The following is a 17765-nucleotide window of genomic DNA, read 5'->3' as shown; positions in this document are numbered from 1 at the left end:
GTTCTAACTGCCTAGCCGAAGGACCGTGCCATGAATTCGTTTCGAACCCTTGTCGTTGCGCTGCTGCTGAGCATCGGTGCACCCGCGCTGGCGGCCAGCAACGGCAGCGGTGACCCGCGCTACACCATCCAGAATCCCCCGGCGTACGCCATGATCGGTGACTTGCTGATTGCCCGACCTTTGCTGGTCGTGGCGACGGTGATCGGTGCCGGGGTGTTTGTCGTGTCGTTACCGTTCACCGCGCTGGGCGGTGGCGTCGGCGATGCCGGGCAGGCGCTGGTGGTGGATCCGGCGAAAGCGGCGTTCGTGCGGTGCCTGGGGTGTATCGGGGAGGGGTTTGAGCAGCGGGAGTGAAGGCAGTTGGATTTTTTGTGTTGCTGATGGCCTCATCGCGGGCAAGCCCGCTCCCACAGTTGATCGCGGTCTAATGTGGGAGCGGGCTTGCTCGCGATGAGGCCGGCACAGTCGCTACAAAACTATCTGATCAAGCCTTGCCAGTAAGCTTGCGATATTTCTCCATCAACTGCTCTTCAGTCTCCGGATGCGCCTCGTCCAGCGGAATGCAATCCACCGGGCAGACCTGCTGGCACTGAGGTTCGTCGTAGTGACCGACACACTGCGTGCACAGGTTCGGGTCGATCACGTAGATCTCTTCGCCTTGGGAAATGGCGGCGTTCGGGCACTCGGGTTCGCAGACGTCGCAGTTGATGCAATCGTCGGTGATGATCAGGGACATGCTAACTCCAGCCGGGGCGCAGAGCCCTGGCGCAATAAACCAATGCGCGCAATTGTGCCGCATTGGCGCCCGCAGTGCACGCGGGCGCCGCTTGAGCGGTCGTTACTTCTTGAAGCGCTCGGTGAGGGCATCCGCCACCGCAGGGTGGACGAACTTGGTGATATCACCACCCAACGCCGCGATTTCACGGACCAGCGTCGAGGATATGAACGAATAACGCTCGGACGGTGTAAGAAACAGACTTTCCACATCCGGCGCCAATTGACGGTTCATGTTGGCCAGCTGGAATTCGTATTCGAAGTCCGACACCGCGCGCAAACCACGCAGGAACACGTTGGCGTTCTTCTCTTTGGCGAAGTGCGCGAGCAGCGTCGAGAAACCGACGACTTCAACGTTCGGCAAATGTTTAGTGACCTCGCGGGCCAGCTCCACACGCTGTTCCAGGGGAAACAACGGGTTTTTCTTCGGGCTGGCAGCGACGGCGATGATCACATGATCGAACAGGCGCGCGGCGCGTTCGACCAAGTCGCCATGGCCCTTGGTAATAGGGTCGAAGGTACCTGGGTACAACACTCGGTTCATCGCGTCGTCCTGGCGGGAGTCCGTTGGGGAGTCGGATGGTATCGCAGCCTTCCCGGTCGGCCAAGTCGCCTGTTGGGTAAGAAAGCACTATAGACGATGGGAATATTCGCCCTTTTCATGGGTTTTTCAAACGTTCGGTGAGCAAAGTCGCGAGTTGCGCCGTCAGCCCGTAGACCGACAATTGCGGGTTTGCGCCAATGCTGGTGGGGAATAGCGAGCCATCGTGGATCGACAGATTGCTCAGTTGATGATGACGACCGAGGCTGTCGGTCACCGCGTTTTTCGGGTCTTCGCCCATGGCGCAACCGCCCATCACATGAGCGCTGCCCAAGCGTGTGCGGTACAGCTCCAGGCTCAAACCGTCGATCAGCGTGCGCGCGTCGGCCAGGGTCTTCACGTAGCGAGCGTCGGCGTGCATTGGCATGACGGCGCTGGCGCCCCCGGCGAACTGGATCTCGGCCATGCTGTGGAAGGCACGACGCAAACCGTCCCAGGCATACGCTGAAACCTGATAATCGAGCACCGGCGTGTTGTCACCGCGTAACTCGACGCTGCCGCCGGGGCTGTCTGGGTGGAAACCGTCGCGCAACAACGCCAGCATGGCGTGGGTATGGGGCAGGTTTTCCATGTGCCGGGCGTTTTCCTCGCCGAAACCGCCGAGCAACGTGGTCGCCAGCGCCGGGTGCAGCGGCGGCACTTCGAGTTTGTAGGACATCTTGCCGGTGGTGCCGTCCTGCCATTGGAAATGGTCGGAATAGATCGACTGCGGCGCGCCGTAGAACGGGTTGATGACGTCGTCGAACAGCCCGGCGGACATGTTCACCAGGTGCAGGAACGTGCGCTTTCCCAAGCGTTTGTGCGGATCGGGTGCGTCTGAACGCAGAAGCAGCGCCGGGCTATTGATACCGCCGCCGGCCAGTACGTAATGCCGCGCCTTGACCGTGATTGTCTTGCCCGTGGGTGCCACGCAGCGTTCATCCATCGCGACACATTTGAGTCCCGAGACCTTGCCATCCTTGATCGAGAGCGTTTCAGCACGGGCCAGATACAGCAGCTCGCCGCCGTTTTCCAGGGTCGCCGGAATGGTCGTCACCATCATGGATTGCTTGGCGTTGGTTGGGCAGCCCATGCCGCAATAGCCGAGGTTCCAGCAGCCGCGCACGTTGCGCGGGATCACATGCCAGCTGTATCCGAGCTTTTCGCAGCCTTTGCGGATCACGTCATTGTTGGCATTGGGCGGCACCCTCCACGGCGCGACGCCCAGGCGTTGTTCCATTTTTTCGAACCAGGGCGCCATCTCGGCGGCGCTGTGGCCTTTGACATCATGTTCCTTGGCCCAGTGTTCGAGGGTCGGGTCGGGGGTGCGAAAGCTCGATGTCCAATTGATCAGCGTGGTTCCGCCCACCGCGCGGCCCTGGAGGATGGTGATCGCGCCATCCTTGCTCATGCGCCCGATGCCTTCCTGATAGAGGCTGGTGTAGGCCTGGTCTTCAAGCATCTTGAAGTCGGTGCTGGTCTTGAGCGGGCCTTCTTCGATCAGCAGCACCTTGTAGCCGGCGGCGCTGAGGATTTCGGCGGTGGTCCCGCCACCGGCGCCGCTGCCGATAATCGCCACGTCCGCTTCGAGGGTCAGGTCCTGGGTCAGTTGTGAGCCGTTGTGGGTTTTCCAGCCACGGGCCATGCCTTCGCGGAACGGATCGGATACGGGCATTCTCAGGTTCTCTTATTGTTTTGGATTCGGTTGTGACGCACCTGACGCCTTCGCGGGCAAGCCCGCTCCCACAGGTTTTGAGGTGGGCCACCCTTTTGTGAACGATTCAAACCCTGTGGGAGCGTGGCTTGCCCGCGATGGAGTCAACTCGGTTTCAGACCGTAGGCGGCCCCGGATACCCGCAATGCACCCACGATTGCGCGCGGCTGTACCACGCCATCATCACCAGTTGCAGCAACGAGCTATGCCCCATGCGCAACAGGCTCAACGAACTGTTTTCCCAGCGGTCGAGGAAGTGCCGGATCTCATCGGCACTGGCGTTTTCCCAGTTGCCCCAGATCCCGGTCAGCGGCCCGCGCGTCACGGCCATCCCCAGCACATCGAACAACTGTTGGGTCAGCTTGAGCATTTCCGGCGACAAGTGATTCAGGGCGTTATCCAGGCAGTGCAGGGTGTCAGCGACTGCCGTGGGCATTTTCTCGACGGCCACCGAGCCGTTGAGCATCACCGGCACCAGCGCCCGAAGAAACAGCAGGTCGGCGCGGCGCAGGATCGTAAAACCGTCGGCCGGAATGCTGGACGAGCAGCCGCTGAGGCTCGCACCCAATCCGGCCGTGGCCAGAAAAGCGCTCGCTCCGAGGCTGAATTTAAGCAGGCCGCGCCGGGACAGCGCGGGTGTTGCAGGCAGGCTTGGGCTCATTATTGTTATTACCCGGCAGAGGTGAGCGTTAGCGGATAAACAGCTTCTGGATCAGTTTCTGAATGGCTTTGCCATACGGCGGATAAATCAGTTTCGCCGCGTTGAAGCGCTGTTTGATCAGCACGCCCTTGGCCTTGCTGAAGGTCAGGAAACCTTCGTGACCGTGGTAATGGCCCATGCCCGAGGCACCGATGCCACCGAACGGCATGTCGTCCTGAGCGACATGCAGCAGCGTGTCGTTGAGGCAAACACCCCCGGAATGGGTCTCGTGGAGCACACGCTGTTGTTCGCGTTTGTCGTAGCCGAAGTAATACAACGCCAGCGGGCGAGGGCGCTGGTTGATGTAGGCAAAGGCCTGGTCCAGATTCGCGTACGGCACGATGGGCAGCACCGGGCCGAAAATTTCGTCCTGCATCACAGTCATGTCGTCACTGACGTTAAGCAACACGCTGTGGCTCATGCGTCGGCCTTGGCCTTGATCGAACAGTGGAATCAACAACGCACCCTTGCTGGTGGCGTCACTGATATAGCCATTGAGCCGCGCCAGTTGCCGGTCGTTGATGATGGCGGTGTAGTCCGGGTTGTCGGCCAGTGTCGGATAAAACCCGCGCACCGCCTGACGATAGGCTTCGACGAACCCGCCTACGCGATCCTCCGGCACCAGCACGTAGTCCGGGGCAACACAGGTTTGCCCGGCGTTCAGGGTTTTGCCGAAAGCGATGCGCTCGGCTGCGTCCTTGAGCGGCACATCGCGCGAAACAATGGCCGGGGATTTGCCGCCGAGTTCGAGGGTCACGGGGGTCAGGTTTTCGGCCGCCGCGCGCATCACGTGTTTACCGACGCTGGTGGCGCCGGTGAACAGCAGGTGATCGAAACGCAATCTGGAGAAGGCCACGCCGACATCGGCTTCGCCCAATACCACGCAAACCAGGTCTTCGGGGAAGATCCTGGCGAATAAATCCTTGAGTAGCAAACCGGTGGCAGGGGTCGACTCACTGAGTTTGAGCATCACCCGATTGCCTGCCGACAGCGCACCCACCAACGGACCGATGGCCAGGTACAGCGGGTAGTTCCACGGCACAATCACGCCGACCACGCCAAGAGGTTGGTAGACAACTTTGGCCGACGCCGGCTGAAAAGCGATGCCGACCTTGCGCCGCGAAGGTTTCATCCAGCCTTTGAGGTGCTGACTGGCGTAATGAATGCCCTGCAGGCTGGGCATCAGTTCGGCGAGCAGGGTTTCATCGGCACTGCGGTGGCTGAAGTCCTGACTGATGGCATCGATCAGCACCTCGCGCTCATGGCTCAACATATCCCGCAGGGCCTTGAGCCATTGCTGGCGCTGGGCAGCCGGCGGCATCGGGTTGGCGGCGTAGGCTGCACGTTGCGCGTCGAACAGGGTTTGGAGAGCCTCCAGGGGCTGCTGCGAATTCTGCAGGTAGGCGATGTCAGCAGTCATGATCGGCTCCGGATTTATTGTAATCAGCACTTTTTAGAGTCTATGCTCTATAAAGTCAAATGACATCCTGGTGCATCTTTGTTTATCCACCCGCGGATAGGTCGTAAGATGCCCGTCAACGCACTCTGAATTAAAGCTCAAGCCATGGCCCCTCGGATCAAAACCAGCGAGCGCATCGTGCAGAACAGCCTGGAGCTGTTCAATCAGCAGGGTGAGCGCAGCATCAGCACCAACCACATTGCTGCCCACATGGAAATTTCCCCGGGCAACCTGTACTACCACTTCCCTAACAAGCAGGCGATCATCGCCGTGCTGTTCAGTGAGTACGAAAGCCTTGTGGACAGCTTCCTGCGCCCACCCCAGGGCCGTGCTGCCACCGTCGAGGACAAGCGTTTCTACCTTCAGGAACTGCTGGCCGCGATGTGGCGCTACCGCTTCCTGCACCGAGACCTTGAGCACCTGCTCGACAGCGATCCGGAGCTGGCTGCCCGTTATCGGCGTTTTTCCCAGCGCTGCCTGATCCACGGCACGCACATCTACGCGGGCTTCGTCGAGGCCGGCATCCTGCAAATGGACAAGGTTCAGATCGAGTCCTTGACGCTCAATGCCTGGATCATCCTGACATCCTGGGTGCGTTTCCTGTGCACCACACGGGAAAACTCCAATCACCTGAGCGAGCAGGCAATCAAGCGTGGCGTGTATCAGGTGCTGGTGCTTGAGGCCGGGTTCGTCACGGATCAGGCTCGCGATGCCGTGGATGCGCTGTACGAGGAGTTTTACGTGCCGTTGGCCCAGGCCCTGGAAGAAGTGCAGTAGGATTTGAAACCGTCTTAGTCACAGGAGCCCGTTATGCCCATTGCGCAACTGATCAGCCCGCAAGCACTGGACCTGAAAAAGGACCAGCCTGGGCTGGTGATTCTGGATTGTCGTTTTGCCCTCGAAGACCCGGACTACGGTCAGCGCAGCTATGCCGAAGGGCATATCGCCGGGGCCAGGTTCGCCGATCTGGAGCGTGATTTGAGCGGGCCGGTGGTCAAGGGCGTGACCGGACGCCATCCGTTGCCCAAGCCTGAAGAGTTGATCGAGCGCCTGCAGGCCTGGGGCATCAACGCCGACAGCGAAGTGGTTTTGTACGACGACGGCCCCGGTGCCTTTGCGGCGCGGGCGTGGTGGTTGCTGGCCTGGCTGGGCAAGCGTGAGGGCGTGTTTATCCTCGATGGTGGGCTCAAGGCCTGGCATGCGGCGGGTTTGCCGTTGAGTCTGGATGCGTGCGACACCCGGCGCGGCACTTTCACCGGGACGCCGGACAGTGCGCTGCTCCTGAGCGCCGAGCAGCTTCAACAACGTCTCGGCCAACCGGCGCTGACCCTGCTCGATGCCCGCGCGTTGCCGCGCTTCAAAGGCGAAGTCGAGCCGATCGACCCGATTGCCGGGCACATCCCCGGCGCACAATGTGCGGCGTTCACCGACAACCTGGGCAGTGACGGGCGCTTCCTGCCGGCCGATCAGCTCAAACAGCGGTTTGCCGCGAAGCTTGGCAGTCGCTCACCCAGCGATCTGGTGGCGTATTGCGGTTCGGGTGTGACGGCGTGCCACAACCTGTTTGCGCTATGCCTGGCGGGTTATCCGTTGGCCTCGTTGTATGCCGGATCGTGGAGCGAATGGATCAACGATCCCGCGCACGGCATCGCAAAAGGCGAATAAGCACACATCCCCTGTGGGAGCGAGCTTGCTCGCGATAGCGGTTTTACATTCACCATTAATGCTGATTGTTATACCGCTATCGCGAGCAAGCTCGCTCCCACAGGGTCATAGGTTGTTTTTGAGATTTCAACTTAACCGGGCACTGCGATACGCCCCCGGCCCAACCCCGTAGACCTGCTTGAACTGCCGGCTCAGATGACTCTGATCGGCAAAGCCCAATTGCATCGCCACCTCCAGCGGCAAACAACCACCCTGTAACAACCCCCTCGCCCGGGCGATGCGTTGCTGCATCAGCCAGGTGTGCGGTGGCATGCCTGTGGCGCGGCGAAATACCCGGGCGAAGTGGAACGGTGACAGGTTGACCGCCGCCGCCAGTTCTTCCAGCGAAGGCGGTGCCGCCAACTGCGCTTGCAGCAGATCCTTGGCTCGCGTCACCGCCCGGTGTTCCTTGCCCGGTTTGCCGGCAATCGGCACGGCTGCGTGACGTTGCAGCAGCGACAGCATCATCTCCCGCCAAACCGTCTGCTGTTGCAATGCTGTGGAGGGACTTTCCAGCAAGCGATGCAATTGGCAGAAGCCCTTCACCAGGTCTGGATCGCGGTACAAGGTGGCGCCAAAGGCCGGCAGGTTGTTGCTCGGCAATTCCAGTTCATCCAGCAGCGAGAGAATCTGAGTGCTGTCGGGATAAAACGCCCGGTACAGCCAGCCGTCCTCCGTGCCTTTGTGGCCGGTGTGCAGTTCGTCGGGGTTGATCAACACCAGCGTGCCGCTGCCAGCCAGATGTTCGGCGCCGCGATAGCGATAACGCTGAGCCCCGGCCATGATCATGCCGATCACATAGCCGTCATGCACATGGGGCGCGAAGCGATGCTCGATGTAGCGCGCGGACAACAGCTCGACTCCCACCAAGGGCGCTGTTTGCCAGAAGCGGATCGACTCGCCTTGATCTGTTTCCATGACCTACTCGCGGCCCGCGGCACTCAGCCACTGGGGGATGCGCCGTTCCAGATAATAACCTGGGTGCCGGAACGAGCCATCGACAAAGCCGACATGCCCGCCTTTGGCCTGCAATTCGAATTGCGTGCAATCGGACAATTCTTGCGGTTGCGGCAGGCTATGTGGAAAGACAAAGGGATCGTCAGCCGCATGGATGATCAAGGTTGGCGTGCGAATTTCGCCCAGGAAATAGCGGCTCGAAGCGCGGCGATAGTAATCCTCGGCATCGGCGAAACCATTCAGCGGTGCCGTGACCCGGCCATCGAAATCCCAAAAGGTGCGCATGTTTTCCAGCGAGCCCAGCGCCGCCAGGGCTGCCAGTCCTTCTTCGTGCCCGTCATGCTGGAACTGGCGCTGCTTGTTCTTGATGTAAGCCACCATCTCGCGCATGAAATGCGCCTGATAGATCTTCGAAAAACCCTGGCCGATCCGATCCGCGCATTGATCGAGGCGAAACGGCACCGACACCGCCACTGCGCCGAGCACGCCGCTGTCACTGCCGGTTTCGCCCAGGTGCTTGAGCAGGACGTTGCCGCCCAGGGAATATCCGACCGCATACAACGGTGCGAGAGGGCGCTTGGCACGCAGGTGTTTGATGGCTTCGGCCAGGTCTTCGCTGGCGCCGGAATGGTAGCTGCGTGGCAATAGATTGGGTTCGCCGGAGCAGCCGCGCCAGTTCAGCGCGACGCTGGCCCAGCCTTGGGCACCGAGTGCTTTCTGCACCCCGGCCACGTAAGGCGAATTCGAAGAGCCGGTCAGACCGTGCAACACCAGCACCAGCGGCGCATTGGCGGTGTGCGGGCCGTGCCAGTCCATGTCGAGAAAGTCGCCATCCTCAAGCCACAAGCGTTCGCGCTCGCGTTCGATGTGCGTGGTTTTGCGCCACAGCGGTCCCCACAAGGTTTGCAAGTGCGGATTGCCGAGGCCGAAGGCGGGGGTGAAACGTTCAGGCGGATGGGGCACGTTTATTCTCGATGCAGCGGTGCGCAACCAGTGCGCACCTTTTTCAGGCCGATCGGTTAACCGGCGATCTCTGCCATACGTTGCCACAGCGCGTAATACACCCGCCCGGATTTCTGCTCCCGGTGCAGGCGCCAGTTGCCTGGCAAGCCAAGGCTCGATGGCGCATTCTCGCTTTCAGTGTAGATCCAGGCCTCGTTGGCCAGCCACTGACGCTCCTCCAGCAATGCACAGACGCCGGGCAGCAGGTTCTGGTTGAACGGCGGGTCGAGGAACACCAGGTCGTAGGCCGTGGCGGCCTGGGTTTCCAGGTAGCGCAAGGCATCGGCGGTCTGGATCTGGCCGGTGGTGCAGCGCAACGTGCCCAGATGCTCCTTGATGCTGGCGACGGCAATGTTGCTGGCGTCCAGCGCCTGGCCCATGGCCGCGCCACGGGACAAGGCTTCGAGGAACAACGCGCCGCTGCCGGCGAACGGGTCGAACACTTTGGCCCCGGCCACGTAAGGCGCGAGCCAGTTGAACAGGGTTTCACGCACCCGGTCCGGGGTCGGGCGCAAGCCCGGTGCGTCGGGAAAACTCAGTTTCCGGCTGCCCCATTCGCCGCCAATGATGCGCAATTGGTTCACGCCGTTATGTACGTTGTGAACAGGTTTTTTTGGACGAGTGGCCATTAATGCTCCGGAACCCCGAGCGGCTGCTCGGCAGGTTTATCAGATGGGGCCGGTAACGGCTTTTGCGGCACGGTCGGGCCAGCGCTGACGACGACCATTTTGTCCGTGCTCAAGTGTTTGTTCAGTGCGGCTTTGACCTGCTCGACAGTCAGGCTCTGGGACTCGCGCATAAAGTCATCCAGATAGCTCAGCGGCAGGTTGTAGAAACCCATGGCGCCGATTTGGCCGACAATGTCGGCATTGCTGGCGGTGGACAGCGGGAAGCTGCCGGCCAGTTCACGCTTGGCGTCGTCGAGTTCTTTCTCGGTCGGTCCGGTTTTAAGGTAGTCGGCGAGCACATCCTGCACCAGCTTGAGCGTACCTTCGCTCATCTCGGCGCGGGTTTGCAGGTTGATCATGAACGGGCCGCGAACCTGCATCGGAGTGAAACCCGAATACACGCCGTACGCCAAGCCGCGCTTCTCGCGCACCTCACTCATCAATCGCGTGCCGAAACCACCGCCGCCGAGGATCTGGTTGCCCATGGACAGCGCTGCGTAGTCCGGGTCGTCACGGTCGATGCCCAGTTGCGCGAGCATCAGGTTGGTTTGCTTGGACGGAAACTCGATGTGGCCGACGCTGGCTTTGGGTTCTTGCGGTTGTGCGATTTTCGCCAGCGCCGGACCTTTTGGCAGCGCGCTGGAGACCTGGGCGGCAATGGCCTCGGCCTCGGCGCGGGACAGGTCGCCGACCAACGCAATCACCACGTTGCCAGCGGCGTAGGCTTTTTGGTGGAACGCCTTGAGTTGCGCCACGGTAATCGCTGGAATGGATTTCGCCGTGCCGTCACTGGAATGCGCGTACGGATGGTCGCCGTACAAGCGATTCATCAGTTCCAGGCTCGCCAGTTTGCCCGGGTTCTGTTTTTGGTACTCGAAGCCGGCCAGCATCTGGTTCTTGATGCGCGCGAAGGAATCGGCCGGGAAGGTCGGTTTGCCGATGACTTCGGAGAACAGCTTCAGCGCAGGCTCGCGTTTGTCTGCGGCGCTGAGGCTACGCAGCGAAGCCAGCGCCATGTCCTTGAATGCGCCGTTGCCGAAGTCGGCCCCGAGGCCTTCGAAGCCCTGAGCAATCGCGCCGACATCCTTGCCGGCCACGCCTTCGTTGAGCATGCCGTTAGTCAACACGGCCAGGCCTGGGGCGTCACCGTCCTGGCTGCTGCCGGCGGCAAAGATCAGGCGCAGGTCGAACATTGGCAATTCGCGGGCCTCGACGAACAGCACCTTGGCGCCTTCGGCGGTGTTCCAGGTTTGTACGTCGAGGGAGCGGTGGCTAGGGGCCTTGCCGTCCAGCTCGGTCAGCGATTGCAGCTTCTGGCTGGACTTGGCCTTGTCGAGGACTTCGCTGGCCTTGGGGTCTTGGCTTTTCGAGAAATAAAATGCCGTGGACCCGATCAGGGCAACGGCAATCAGGCCGATCAGGGCCAAACGTGATTTCTTACGCTCACTCATGAGTCGTCTCCGGTGGCAGGACATGGGCGACGCTGAGACGTTCGCGGGTGAAATACAGCTTGGCGGCCTTTTGAATATCTTCCGGGGTCACGCCTTCTAGGTCGGCGAGTTCGGTGTCCATCAGTTTCCAGGACAGGCCGACGGTTTCCAGTTGGCCAATGGAAGTGGCCTGGCTGGTGATCGAATCACGCTCATAAACCAGGCCCGCGATGACTTGAGCCCTTACGCGCTCCAGTTCTTCAGCAGACGGCGCGGTGGTTTTCAGCTGTTCGAGCAGTTTCCACAGGCCCGCTTCGGCCTGAGCCATGGTTTTCTTTTTCTGGGTATTGGGCGTCGCCGACAACGTGAACAGGCTGTCGCCACGGGTGTAGGCGTCGTAACTCGACGAACCGCCGGACACCAGCTCTTCGCCGCGCTCCAGTTGTGTCGGGATACGCCCGCTGTAGCCGCCGTCGAGCAGGGCCGAGATCAGGCGCAAGGCATTGACCAGGCGTTTGTCTTCGGCGGTGGCGATGCTCGGCACGTTGAAGCCCAGCATAAGGCTCGGCAGTTGGGTCTGCACGTGCAGGGTGATCTGGCGCTCGCCAGGCTCGGCCAGCTCCACCGGGATTTTCGCGGGTGGCACGTCACGTTTGGCGATCGGGCCGAAATAGCGCTGGGCCAGGGTTTTGACTTCGTCCGGGGTCACGTCACCCACCACCACCAGCGTGGCGTTGTTGGGCACATACCAGGATTGATACCAGTGGCGCAGCTCCTCGACCTTCATGCGGTCCAGATCAGCCATCCAGCCGATGGTCGGCGTGTGGTAACCGCTGGCCGGGTACGCCATGGCCTTGAAGCGTTCGTAGGCCTTTGACATCGGCTTGTCGTCAGTGCGCAGACGACGTTCTTCTTTAATCACTTCGATTTCGCGGGCGAACTCGTCAGCCGGCAGGCGCAAGTTGGCCATGCGGTCGGCTTCCAGTTCAAAGGCCACGCCCAGGCGGTCACGGGCCAATACTTGATAGTACGCAGTGAAGTCGTCACTGGTGAACGCGTTCTCTTCGGCGCCGAGGTCGCGCAGGATCAGCGACGCTTCACCGGGACCGACTTTCTCACTGCCCTTGAACATCATGTGTTCCAGGGCGTGGGACAGACCGGTCTGGCCTGGCGTCTCGTAGCTTGAGCCGACCTTGTACCAGACTTGGGAAACCACCACCGGCGCACGATGGTCTTCGCGCACAACCACCTTCAAACCGTTGTCGAGGGTGAATTCGTGAGTGGGTTGTGGGTCGGCGGCGAGGGCCGAGAGGGGCAGACAAACTGTGCTGAGCAGCAGGCCTGCAGCGCGGCGGGCTAGAGCATTCATTCGTTTTTAAACCTGTTGGGCTGCCCGCTTGGTCTTAGCGTCGGCGGGCGAGAGGGTGCTAGGATACTGGTCCGTTTTACTGGCGGCCACGCCTATCAGGCCTTTGATCGGCCGGAAGGTTGCATGGGTTACCTGCGGAAGCTTTGAATTTGTCAGCTAAAATCAGCGTTTTCGCCGACGATGCCGTTCCAGTCCTTCGTATTAGTCGACCTTTGAAGTGCCGTGGGCACTTCGACAAAATGTTGCGCGTGAACAAGCTGGGTCAATCGCAGTCTGTTCTGCATCGAATATTTATTTGCCGAGGCGCCCTTTGGCGCGTCGCTACCGTGAGATAGCCGTCCTCCATGTTTGGTTCCAACGACGACAAGAAGACCCCAGCTGCGGCTGGCGAGAAGAAAAGCCTGTTCGGATGGCTGCGCAAAAAGCCGCAGGAACCCGTCGTCGAACAGCCACAACCACTTCCTGAGCCAACTCCTGCGCCGGTTCCGGTTATAGAAGAAGAGCTCGCACCGATAGTCCTGCCGATCGCCGAGCCAGTGTTGCAGCCAGTGGTCGAGGCCAAGCCTGATCTGATCGCCGAAGTCGTGACCCAGGTGCCGCTGGCGCCCGTCGCCGTACCGTGGCTGACATTGCCGGTGGCCGAGGAGCCGGTGGCGTTGGTTGAAGACGAGTTGGCGCCGCACGTTACCCCGCCAATTCCAGCGCCGGCTGCATTTTCACCCGAGCCTGTTCAGGTTCCAGTGGTTGAGCCGGTTGTAACACCGGTCGTCGTGGCTCAGCCCGCGCCGGTTGTTCCTCCGCCCGCTCCGCAGCCCGTTGCGCCTGCATTTGTAGCTCCGACTGCTCCAGCACCTGCACCTGTGGTCGCTCCAGCAGTCGACGCGCCTGTTGCTCCGGTTGAAACACCGGCCCAAACCAAAGCCGGCTTCTTCGCTCGCCTCAAGCAAGGTCTGTCCAAGACCAGTGCCACCATTGGCGAGGGCATGGCCGCCCTGTTCCTGGGCAAGAAGATCATCGATGACGAGCTGCTCGAAGACATCGAAACCCGCCTGCTGACCGCCGACGTTGGCGTCGAAGCCACCTCGGTGATCATTCAGCGCCTGACCCAGAAAGTCGCGCGTAAAGAACTGGCCGATGCCGATGCGCTGTACAAGTCCCTGCAAGCTGAACTCGCGGCGATGCTCAAGCCTGTCGAACAGCCGCTGAAAATCACCTCGCAAAACAAGCCGTTCGTGATTCTGGTGGTTGGCGTCAACGGCGCCGGCAAGACCACCACCATCGGCAAGCTGGCGAAGAAGCTGCAGCTCGAAGGCAAGAAAGTCATGCTGGCGGCCGGCGATACCTTCCGCGCCGCAGCGGTCGAGCAATTGCAGGTCTGGGGCGAGCGCAACAAGATCCCGGTCATCGCCCAGCACACCGGCGCCGACTCGGCTTCGGTTATCTTCGACGCCGTGCAAGCCGCCAAGGCCCGAGGCATTGATGTGCTGATCGCCGACACCGCCGGTCGCCTGCACACCAAAGACAATTTGATGGAAGAGTTGAAGAAGGTCCGCCGGGTCATCAGCAAACTCGACGCCGATGCGCCGCACGAAGTGCTGTTGGTGCTCGACGCCGGGACCGGGCAGAACGCGATCAGCCAGGCCAAGCAATTCAACCAGACCGTCGAACTGACCGGCCTGGCGCTGACCAAGCTCGACGGCACCGCCAAGGGTGGGGTGATTTTCGCCCTGGCCAAGCAGTTTGGCCTGCCGATTCGCTATATCGGCGTCGGTGAAGGCATCGATGATTTGCGAACTTTTGAAGCAGAACCCTTTGTCCAGGCATTGTTTGCCGAGCGGGAGCGTTCATGATTCGTTTCGAACAGGTCGGTAAACGCTACCCGAACGGTCACGTCGGCTTGCATGAGCTGAGCTTTCGAGTCCGTCGGGGCGAATTCTTGTTTGTAACCGGCCATTCCGGTGCCGGTAAAAGCACTTTGTTGCGCCTGCTGCTGGCGATGGAGCGTCCGACCACCGGCAAATTGCTGCTGGCCGGCCAGGACCTCGCCACCATCAGCAATGCGCAGATTCCCTACCTGCGCCGGCAGATCGGCGTGGTGTTCCAGAACCACCAATTGCTGTTCGATCGCACGGTGTTCAATAACGTCGCGTTGCCATTGCAGATCCTTGGCTTGTCGAAGGCCGAGATCGTCAAACGCGTGGATTCGGCGCTTGAGCGCGTGGCGCTGTCGGATAAAACCGATCTGTACCCCGGCGACCTGTCGACCGGCCAGCAGCAGCGTGTCGGCATTGCCCGCGCCATCGTTCACCGCCCGGCCTTGCTGCTGGCGGACGAACCGACCGGTAACCTCGATCCGCGGCTGGCGGCCGAGATCATGGGCGTGTTCGAAGACATCAACCGTCTGGGCACCAGTGTGCTGATTGCCAGTCACGACCTGGCCCTGATAGCCCGTATGCGTCATCGCATGCTGACCCTGCAGCGCGGCCGATTGATCGGCGACGGGGAGGCTGGCGTATGAGTGCGACACGTAGCCCCAAGGTTTCCGAGCGCGTTGCCCCCAAGGCCGCCGATCCGCAGCCGCAGAAGAAAAAGCGCGACGATGACGACGGCCCGGACTTCGCCACGCTGTTTCGTGCCTGGGTTGAAAGCCATCGCGCCAGTCTTATGGACAGCTTGCGCCGTCTGGGCAAACAGCCGATTGGCAGCTTTTTCACCTGCATGGTGATGGCGGTTGCCCTGAGCTTGCCGATGGGCCTGTCACTTTTGTTAAGTAACGTCGAGCGCCTGGGCGGGTCCTGGCAGCGTGCGGCACAGATTTCGTTGTACCTGAAAATCGAGGCCAGCCCTGCCGAGGGCGAGTCGTTGCGAGAGCAGATCAAAGGCATGCCCGGTGTGGCGGATGCTGAATATGTCGGTCGCGACCAAGCGCTGGAAGAGTTCCAGCAACAGTCCGGTCTGGGCGAGGCGCTCAAGGAGTTGCCGGAAAACCCGTTGCCCGGCGTGGTTCTGGTGACACCTAAAGAGGTCGACAAGCCGGCCCTTGAAGCATTACGACAAAAACTTTCCGAGCTGCCGAAGGTACAACAGGCGCAACTTGATCTAGTCTGGGTCGAGCGTCTGGCGGCAATTCTCAAGCTGGGTGACCGTTTTGTCTTCGGTCTGACCGTGCTTCTGGTTTCTGCATTACTTTTGGTGATAGGCAATACCATTCGTCTTCATATTGAAAACCGCCGCACAGAGATAGAAGTGATTAAACTCGTGGGCGGCACTGACAGCTATGTACGCAGGCCCTTTCTGTATATGGGTGCGTTGTATGGCTTCGGTGCGGGGATACTTTCCTGGGGCGTATTGGCGTTTGGGCTGAACTGGCTCAACGAGGCGGTGGTCGGGCTGGCCGGTTTGTATGGCAGTAATTTTGCGCTGGCCGGCGTGCCGGTTGCCGACGGTCTGTCTCTCTTGCTTGGCGCGGTGCTGTTGGGGTATATCGGTGCATGGATTGCAGTCGCACGCCACCTGAGGGAGCTTGCGCCTAAGTAGTATCATTTTGCTCGTATTGACCTTTCAGCGTTTATGGGAACTTGTCTTTCGGTTTCCGGTCAATTTTCGCAGTGCTGAACTGCACGAGTTTGTAAGTCGGAGGTTTTTTCGTATGACCAATTCTTTGCAACCTGCATATGCTCTGGTCCCGGGTGCGAACCTGGAGGCCTACGTGCACACCGTCAACAGCATTCCATTGCTGACGCCGGAGCAGGAGCGTGAACTGGCCGAGAGTCTCTATTATGAGCAGGATTTGGGGGCGGCTCGGCAGATGGTGCTCGCCCACCTGCGTTTTGTCGTACATATCGCCCGTAGCTATTCCGGCTACGGCTTGGCTCAGGCTGACCTGATCCAGGAAGGCAACGTCGGCCTGATGAAGGCCGTGAAGCGCTTCAACCCGGAAATGGGTGTGCGCCTGGTGTCGTTCGCTGTGCACTGGATCAAGGCGGAAATTCACGAGTTCATCCTGCGCAACTGGCGCATTGTGAAAGTCGCGACCACCAAGGCCCAGCGCAAGCTGTTCTTCAACCTGCGCAGCCAGAAGAAGCGTCTGGCGTGGCTGAACAACGAGGAAGTCCACCGTGTGGCGGAAAGCCTCGGTGTAGAGCCTCGGGAAGTGCGCGAGATGGAAAGTCGCCTGACCGGCCATGACATGGCCTTCGATCCGGCTGCGGAAGCAGACGATGACAGCGCTTTCCAGTCGCCGGCTAACTATCTGGAAGACCACCGGTACGACCCGGCCCGTCAACTGGAAGATGCCGACTGGAGCGACAACTCCAATCACAACCTGCACGAAGCGCTTGAAGTGCTCGACGACCGCAGCCGTGACATTCTCTACCAGCGCTGGTTGGCTGAAGAGAAAGCCACGCTGCACGACCTGGCGCAGAAGTACAACGTGTCGGCCGAGCGCATTCGTCAGCTTGAGAAAAGCGCGATGAACAAGCTCAAGTTGTCGATCGCGGCCTGACCTGCGCACCGGCAATAAAAAACGCCCCGATCATTGATCGGGGCGTTTTTGTTGGTGCACGGATTTAAGCTTCGTCCTTGCTCGCGATAGCGGTTTATCAGTCGACATTTATAGCGACTGACCTGACGCTATCGCGAGCAGGCTCACTCCCACAGGGGATCTCCAGTGTTACTGGGCCCACGGCGCCCGGCGCGAATTGTTGAGCTCCAGCAGATAGCTTTCGCCACCCAACTGACTCATTTGCTGCCGAATCCACCCGGCCCGACGTGCAACATAGTTGGTCGGATGGCTGGCGCTCCACACTCGCGGGTTTGGCAGTACGGCGGCCAGCAAGCTTGATTGTTGACGGCTGAGACCTTTAGCGCTGACACCAAAGTGATGCCGGGCAGCCGCTTCGGCACCGAACACTCCGTCATCCCACTCGACGCTGTTCAGATACACCTCAAGAATTCGTTGCTTGGGCCAGAACACTTCGATCAGTCCGGTAAACCACGCTTCCAGGCCTTTACGCAGCCAGCTGCGGCCGGACCACAGAAACAGGTTCTTCGACACTTGCTGGCTCAAGGTGCTGGCGCCACGAATCGATCCACCGAGTTCGTTGTGGGCCAACGCAGCCTGGATCGCGCCGAAGTCAAAGCCCCAATGCTCCGGGAATTTCTGATCCTCGCCGGCCATCACCGCGACTTTCAGGTCATCGGAGATTTCATCCCAAGGCTGCCAGGTGCGTTGCAGGTCGATGGGTTCGCCGTCGAACCAGGATTCGACCTTGCGTTCGACCATCAGCGCCGTTCCCGGCGGTGGCACCACGCGAAAAATCAGGACCAGCACTATGCTGCCGCACGCGAACCACAGCAGGGCTTTGATGAATCGTTGCAAAAATAAACGCAGCATAGAGATGGCTTGG

Annotated in this window: 18 protein-coding genes; 7 read left to right on the top strand and 11 right to left on the bottom strand. The window is 60.5% G+C overall.

The annotated features are described in order from the left end of the window. The first annotated feature begins 30 nt into the window (after nucleotides 1-30). Nucleotides 31-354, top strand: a complete 324-nt coding sequence (locus QRN31_RS15355) for a multidrug transporter (RefSeq protein WP_090178530.1) — start codon at nucleotides 31-33, stop codon at nucleotides 352-354. Between the two features lie 130 nt (nucleotides 355-484). Here QRN31_RS15355 and QRN31_RS15350 read toward each other — a convergent pair whose 3' ends face one another. From QRN31_RS15350 to QRN31_RS15330, 5 genes are all read right to left on the bottom strand, one after another. Further along, entirely contained in the window at nucleotides 485-736 is a 252-nt protein-coding gene (locus QRN31_RS15350; protein ID WP_008150569.1) for a YfhL family 4Fe-4S dicluster ferredoxin, read from the bottom strand. Between the two features lie 102 nt (nucleotides 737-838). After that, nucleotides 839-1318, bottom strand: a complete 480-nt coding sequence (gene coaD / locus QRN31_RS15345; RefSeq protein WP_007945531.1) for a pantetheine-phosphate adenylyltransferase — start codon at nucleotides 1316-1318, stop codon at nucleotides 839-841. Between the two features lie 115 nt (nucleotides 1319-1433). After that, complete coding sequence (locus QRN31_RS15340; protein ID WP_285432857.1) at nucleotides 1434-3029, bottom strand: GMC family oxidoreductase; 1596 nt, start codon at nucleotides 3027-3029, stop codon at nucleotides 1434-1436. A 154-nt stretch (nucleotides 3030-3183) separates the two neighbouring features. Continuing rightward, on the bottom strand, nucleotides 3184-3729 hold the full coding sequence (locus tag QRN31_RS15335) for a twin-arginine translocation pathway signal protein (RefSeq protein WP_285432856.1): 546 nt from the start codon (nucleotides 3727-3729) through the stop codon (nucleotides 3184-3186). Between the two features lie 28 nt (nucleotides 3730-3757). Continuing rightward, entirely contained in the window at nucleotides 3758-5188 is a 1431-nt protein-coding gene (locus tag QRN31_RS15330; RefSeq protein WP_285432854.1) for a coniferyl aldehyde dehydrogenase, read from the bottom strand. A 144-nt stretch (nucleotides 5189-5332) separates the two neighbouring features. Between QRN31_RS15330 and QRN31_RS15325 the strand changes: the two genes are divergently transcribed. Both QRN31_RS15325 and QRN31_RS15320 read left to right on the top strand, forming a co-directional pair. Then, the gene (locus QRN31_RS15325) at nucleotides 5333-6004 is read left to right on the top strand and encodes a TetR/AcrR family transcriptional regulator (protein ID WP_285432853.1); all 672 of its coding nucleotides are present in this window, start codon (nucleotides 5333-5335) and stop codon (nucleotides 6002-6004) included. A gap of 33 nt (nucleotides 6005-6037) precedes the next feature. Beyond that, nucleotides 6038-6892, top strand: a complete 855-nt coding sequence (locus QRN31_RS15320; protein WP_285432851.1) for a sulfurtransferase — start codon at nucleotides 6038-6040, stop codon at nucleotides 6890-6892. A 126-nt stretch (nucleotides 6893-7018) separates the two neighbouring features. Here QRN31_RS15320 and QRN31_RS15315 read toward each other — a convergent pair whose 3' ends face one another. Genes QRN31_RS15315 through QRN31_RS15295 form a run of 5 tightly spaced genes read right to left on the bottom strand, consistent with a single transcriptional unit; the run spans nucleotide 7019 to nucleotide 12357 of the window. Beyond that, nucleotides 7019-7849, bottom strand: a complete 831-nt coding sequence (locus QRN31_RS15315) for an AraC family transcriptional regulator (RefSeq protein WP_285432850.1) — start codon at nucleotides 7847-7849, stop codon at nucleotides 7019-7021. A gap of 3 nt (nucleotides 7850-7852) precedes the next feature. Then, on the bottom strand, nucleotides 7853-8851 hold the full coding sequence (locus QRN31_RS15310; protein ID WP_285432849.1) for a hydrolase: 999 nt from the start codon (nucleotides 8849-8851) through the stop codon (nucleotides 7853-7855). Between the two features lie 56 nt (nucleotides 8852-8907). Next, nucleotides 8908-9519, bottom strand: a complete 612-nt coding sequence (gene rsmD, locus QRN31_RS15305) for a 16S rRNA (guanine(966)-N(2))-methyltransferase RsmD (protein WP_222588857.1) — start codon at nucleotides 9517-9519, stop codon at nucleotides 8908-8910. Continuing rightward, entirely contained in the window at nucleotides 9519-11009 is a 1491-nt protein-coding gene (locus QRN31_RS15300; protein WP_285432848.1) for a M16 family metallopeptidase, read from the bottom strand. Before QRN31_RS15300 ends, rsmD begins: the two co-directional genes overlap by 1 nt. Beyond that, nucleotides 11002-12357 (bottom strand): M16 family metallopeptidase, encoded by a 1356-nt coding sequence (locus QRN31_RS15295; RefSeq protein ID WP_285432847.1) that lies wholly within the window; start codon nucleotides 12355-12357, stop codon nucleotides 11002-11004. The genes QRN31_RS15300 and QRN31_RS15295 overlap by 8 nt, the downstream gene beginning before the upstream one ends. Before the next feature lie 344 nt (nucleotides 12358-12701). On the opposite strand from QRN31_RS15295, the gene ftsY reads away from it, so the two are divergent. The 4 genes from ftsY to rpoH all read left to right on the top strand — a co-directional run bounded on the left by ftsY (nucleotide 12702) and on the right by rpoH (nucleotide 16861). Next, the gene (gene ftsY, locus QRN31_RS15290; protein WP_285432846.1) at nucleotides 12702-14207 is read left to right on the top strand and encodes a signal recognition particle-docking protein FtsY; all 1506 of its coding nucleotides are present in this window, start codon (nucleotides 12702-12704) and stop codon (nucleotides 14205-14207) included. Continuing rightward, nucleotides 14204-14875, top strand: coding sequence for a cell division ATP-binding protein FtsE (ftsE, locus tag QRN31_RS15285; RefSeq protein WP_010466809.1), 672 nt, complete (start codon nucleotides 14204-14206; stop codon nucleotides 14873-14875). Before ftsY ends, ftsE begins: the two co-directional genes overlap by 4 nt. Beyond that, the gene (gene ftsX, locus QRN31_RS15280; protein WP_259153754.1) at nucleotides 14872-15894 is read left to right on the top strand and encodes a permease-like cell division protein FtsX; all 1023 of its coding nucleotides are present in this window, start codon (nucleotides 14872-14874) and stop codon (nucleotides 15892-15894) included. The genes ftsE and ftsX overlap by 4 nt, the downstream gene beginning before the upstream one ends. Nucleotides 15895-16006: 112 nt before the next feature. Continuing rightward, the gene (gene rpoH / locus QRN31_RS15275; RefSeq protein ID WP_007897890.1) at nucleotides 16007-16861 is read left to right on the top strand and encodes an RNA polymerase sigma factor RpoH; all 855 of its coding nucleotides are present in this window, start codon (nucleotides 16007-16009) and stop codon (nucleotides 16859-16861) included. A gap of 168 nt (nucleotides 16862-17029) precedes the next feature. Here the strand turns inward: rpoH and mtgA are convergent, their stop codons facing one another. Further along, on the bottom strand, nucleotides 17030-17752 hold the full coding sequence (gene mtgA, locus QRN31_RS15270) for a monofunctional biosynthetic peptidoglycan transglycosylase (protein ID WP_285432842.1): 723 nt from the start codon (nucleotides 17750-17752) through the stop codon (nucleotides 17030-17032). Nucleotides 17753-17765: the final 13 nt, after the last annotated feature.

Source organism: Pseudomonas sp. fls2-241-R2A-110, assembly GCF_030209165.1.
Lineage (GTDB): Bacteria > Pseudomonadota > Gammaproteobacteria > Pseudomonadales > Pseudomonadaceae > Aquipseudomonas.
Note: the sequence above shows the minus strand (reverse complement) of the source record. Positions and strands in the feature narration are given on the sequence as shown.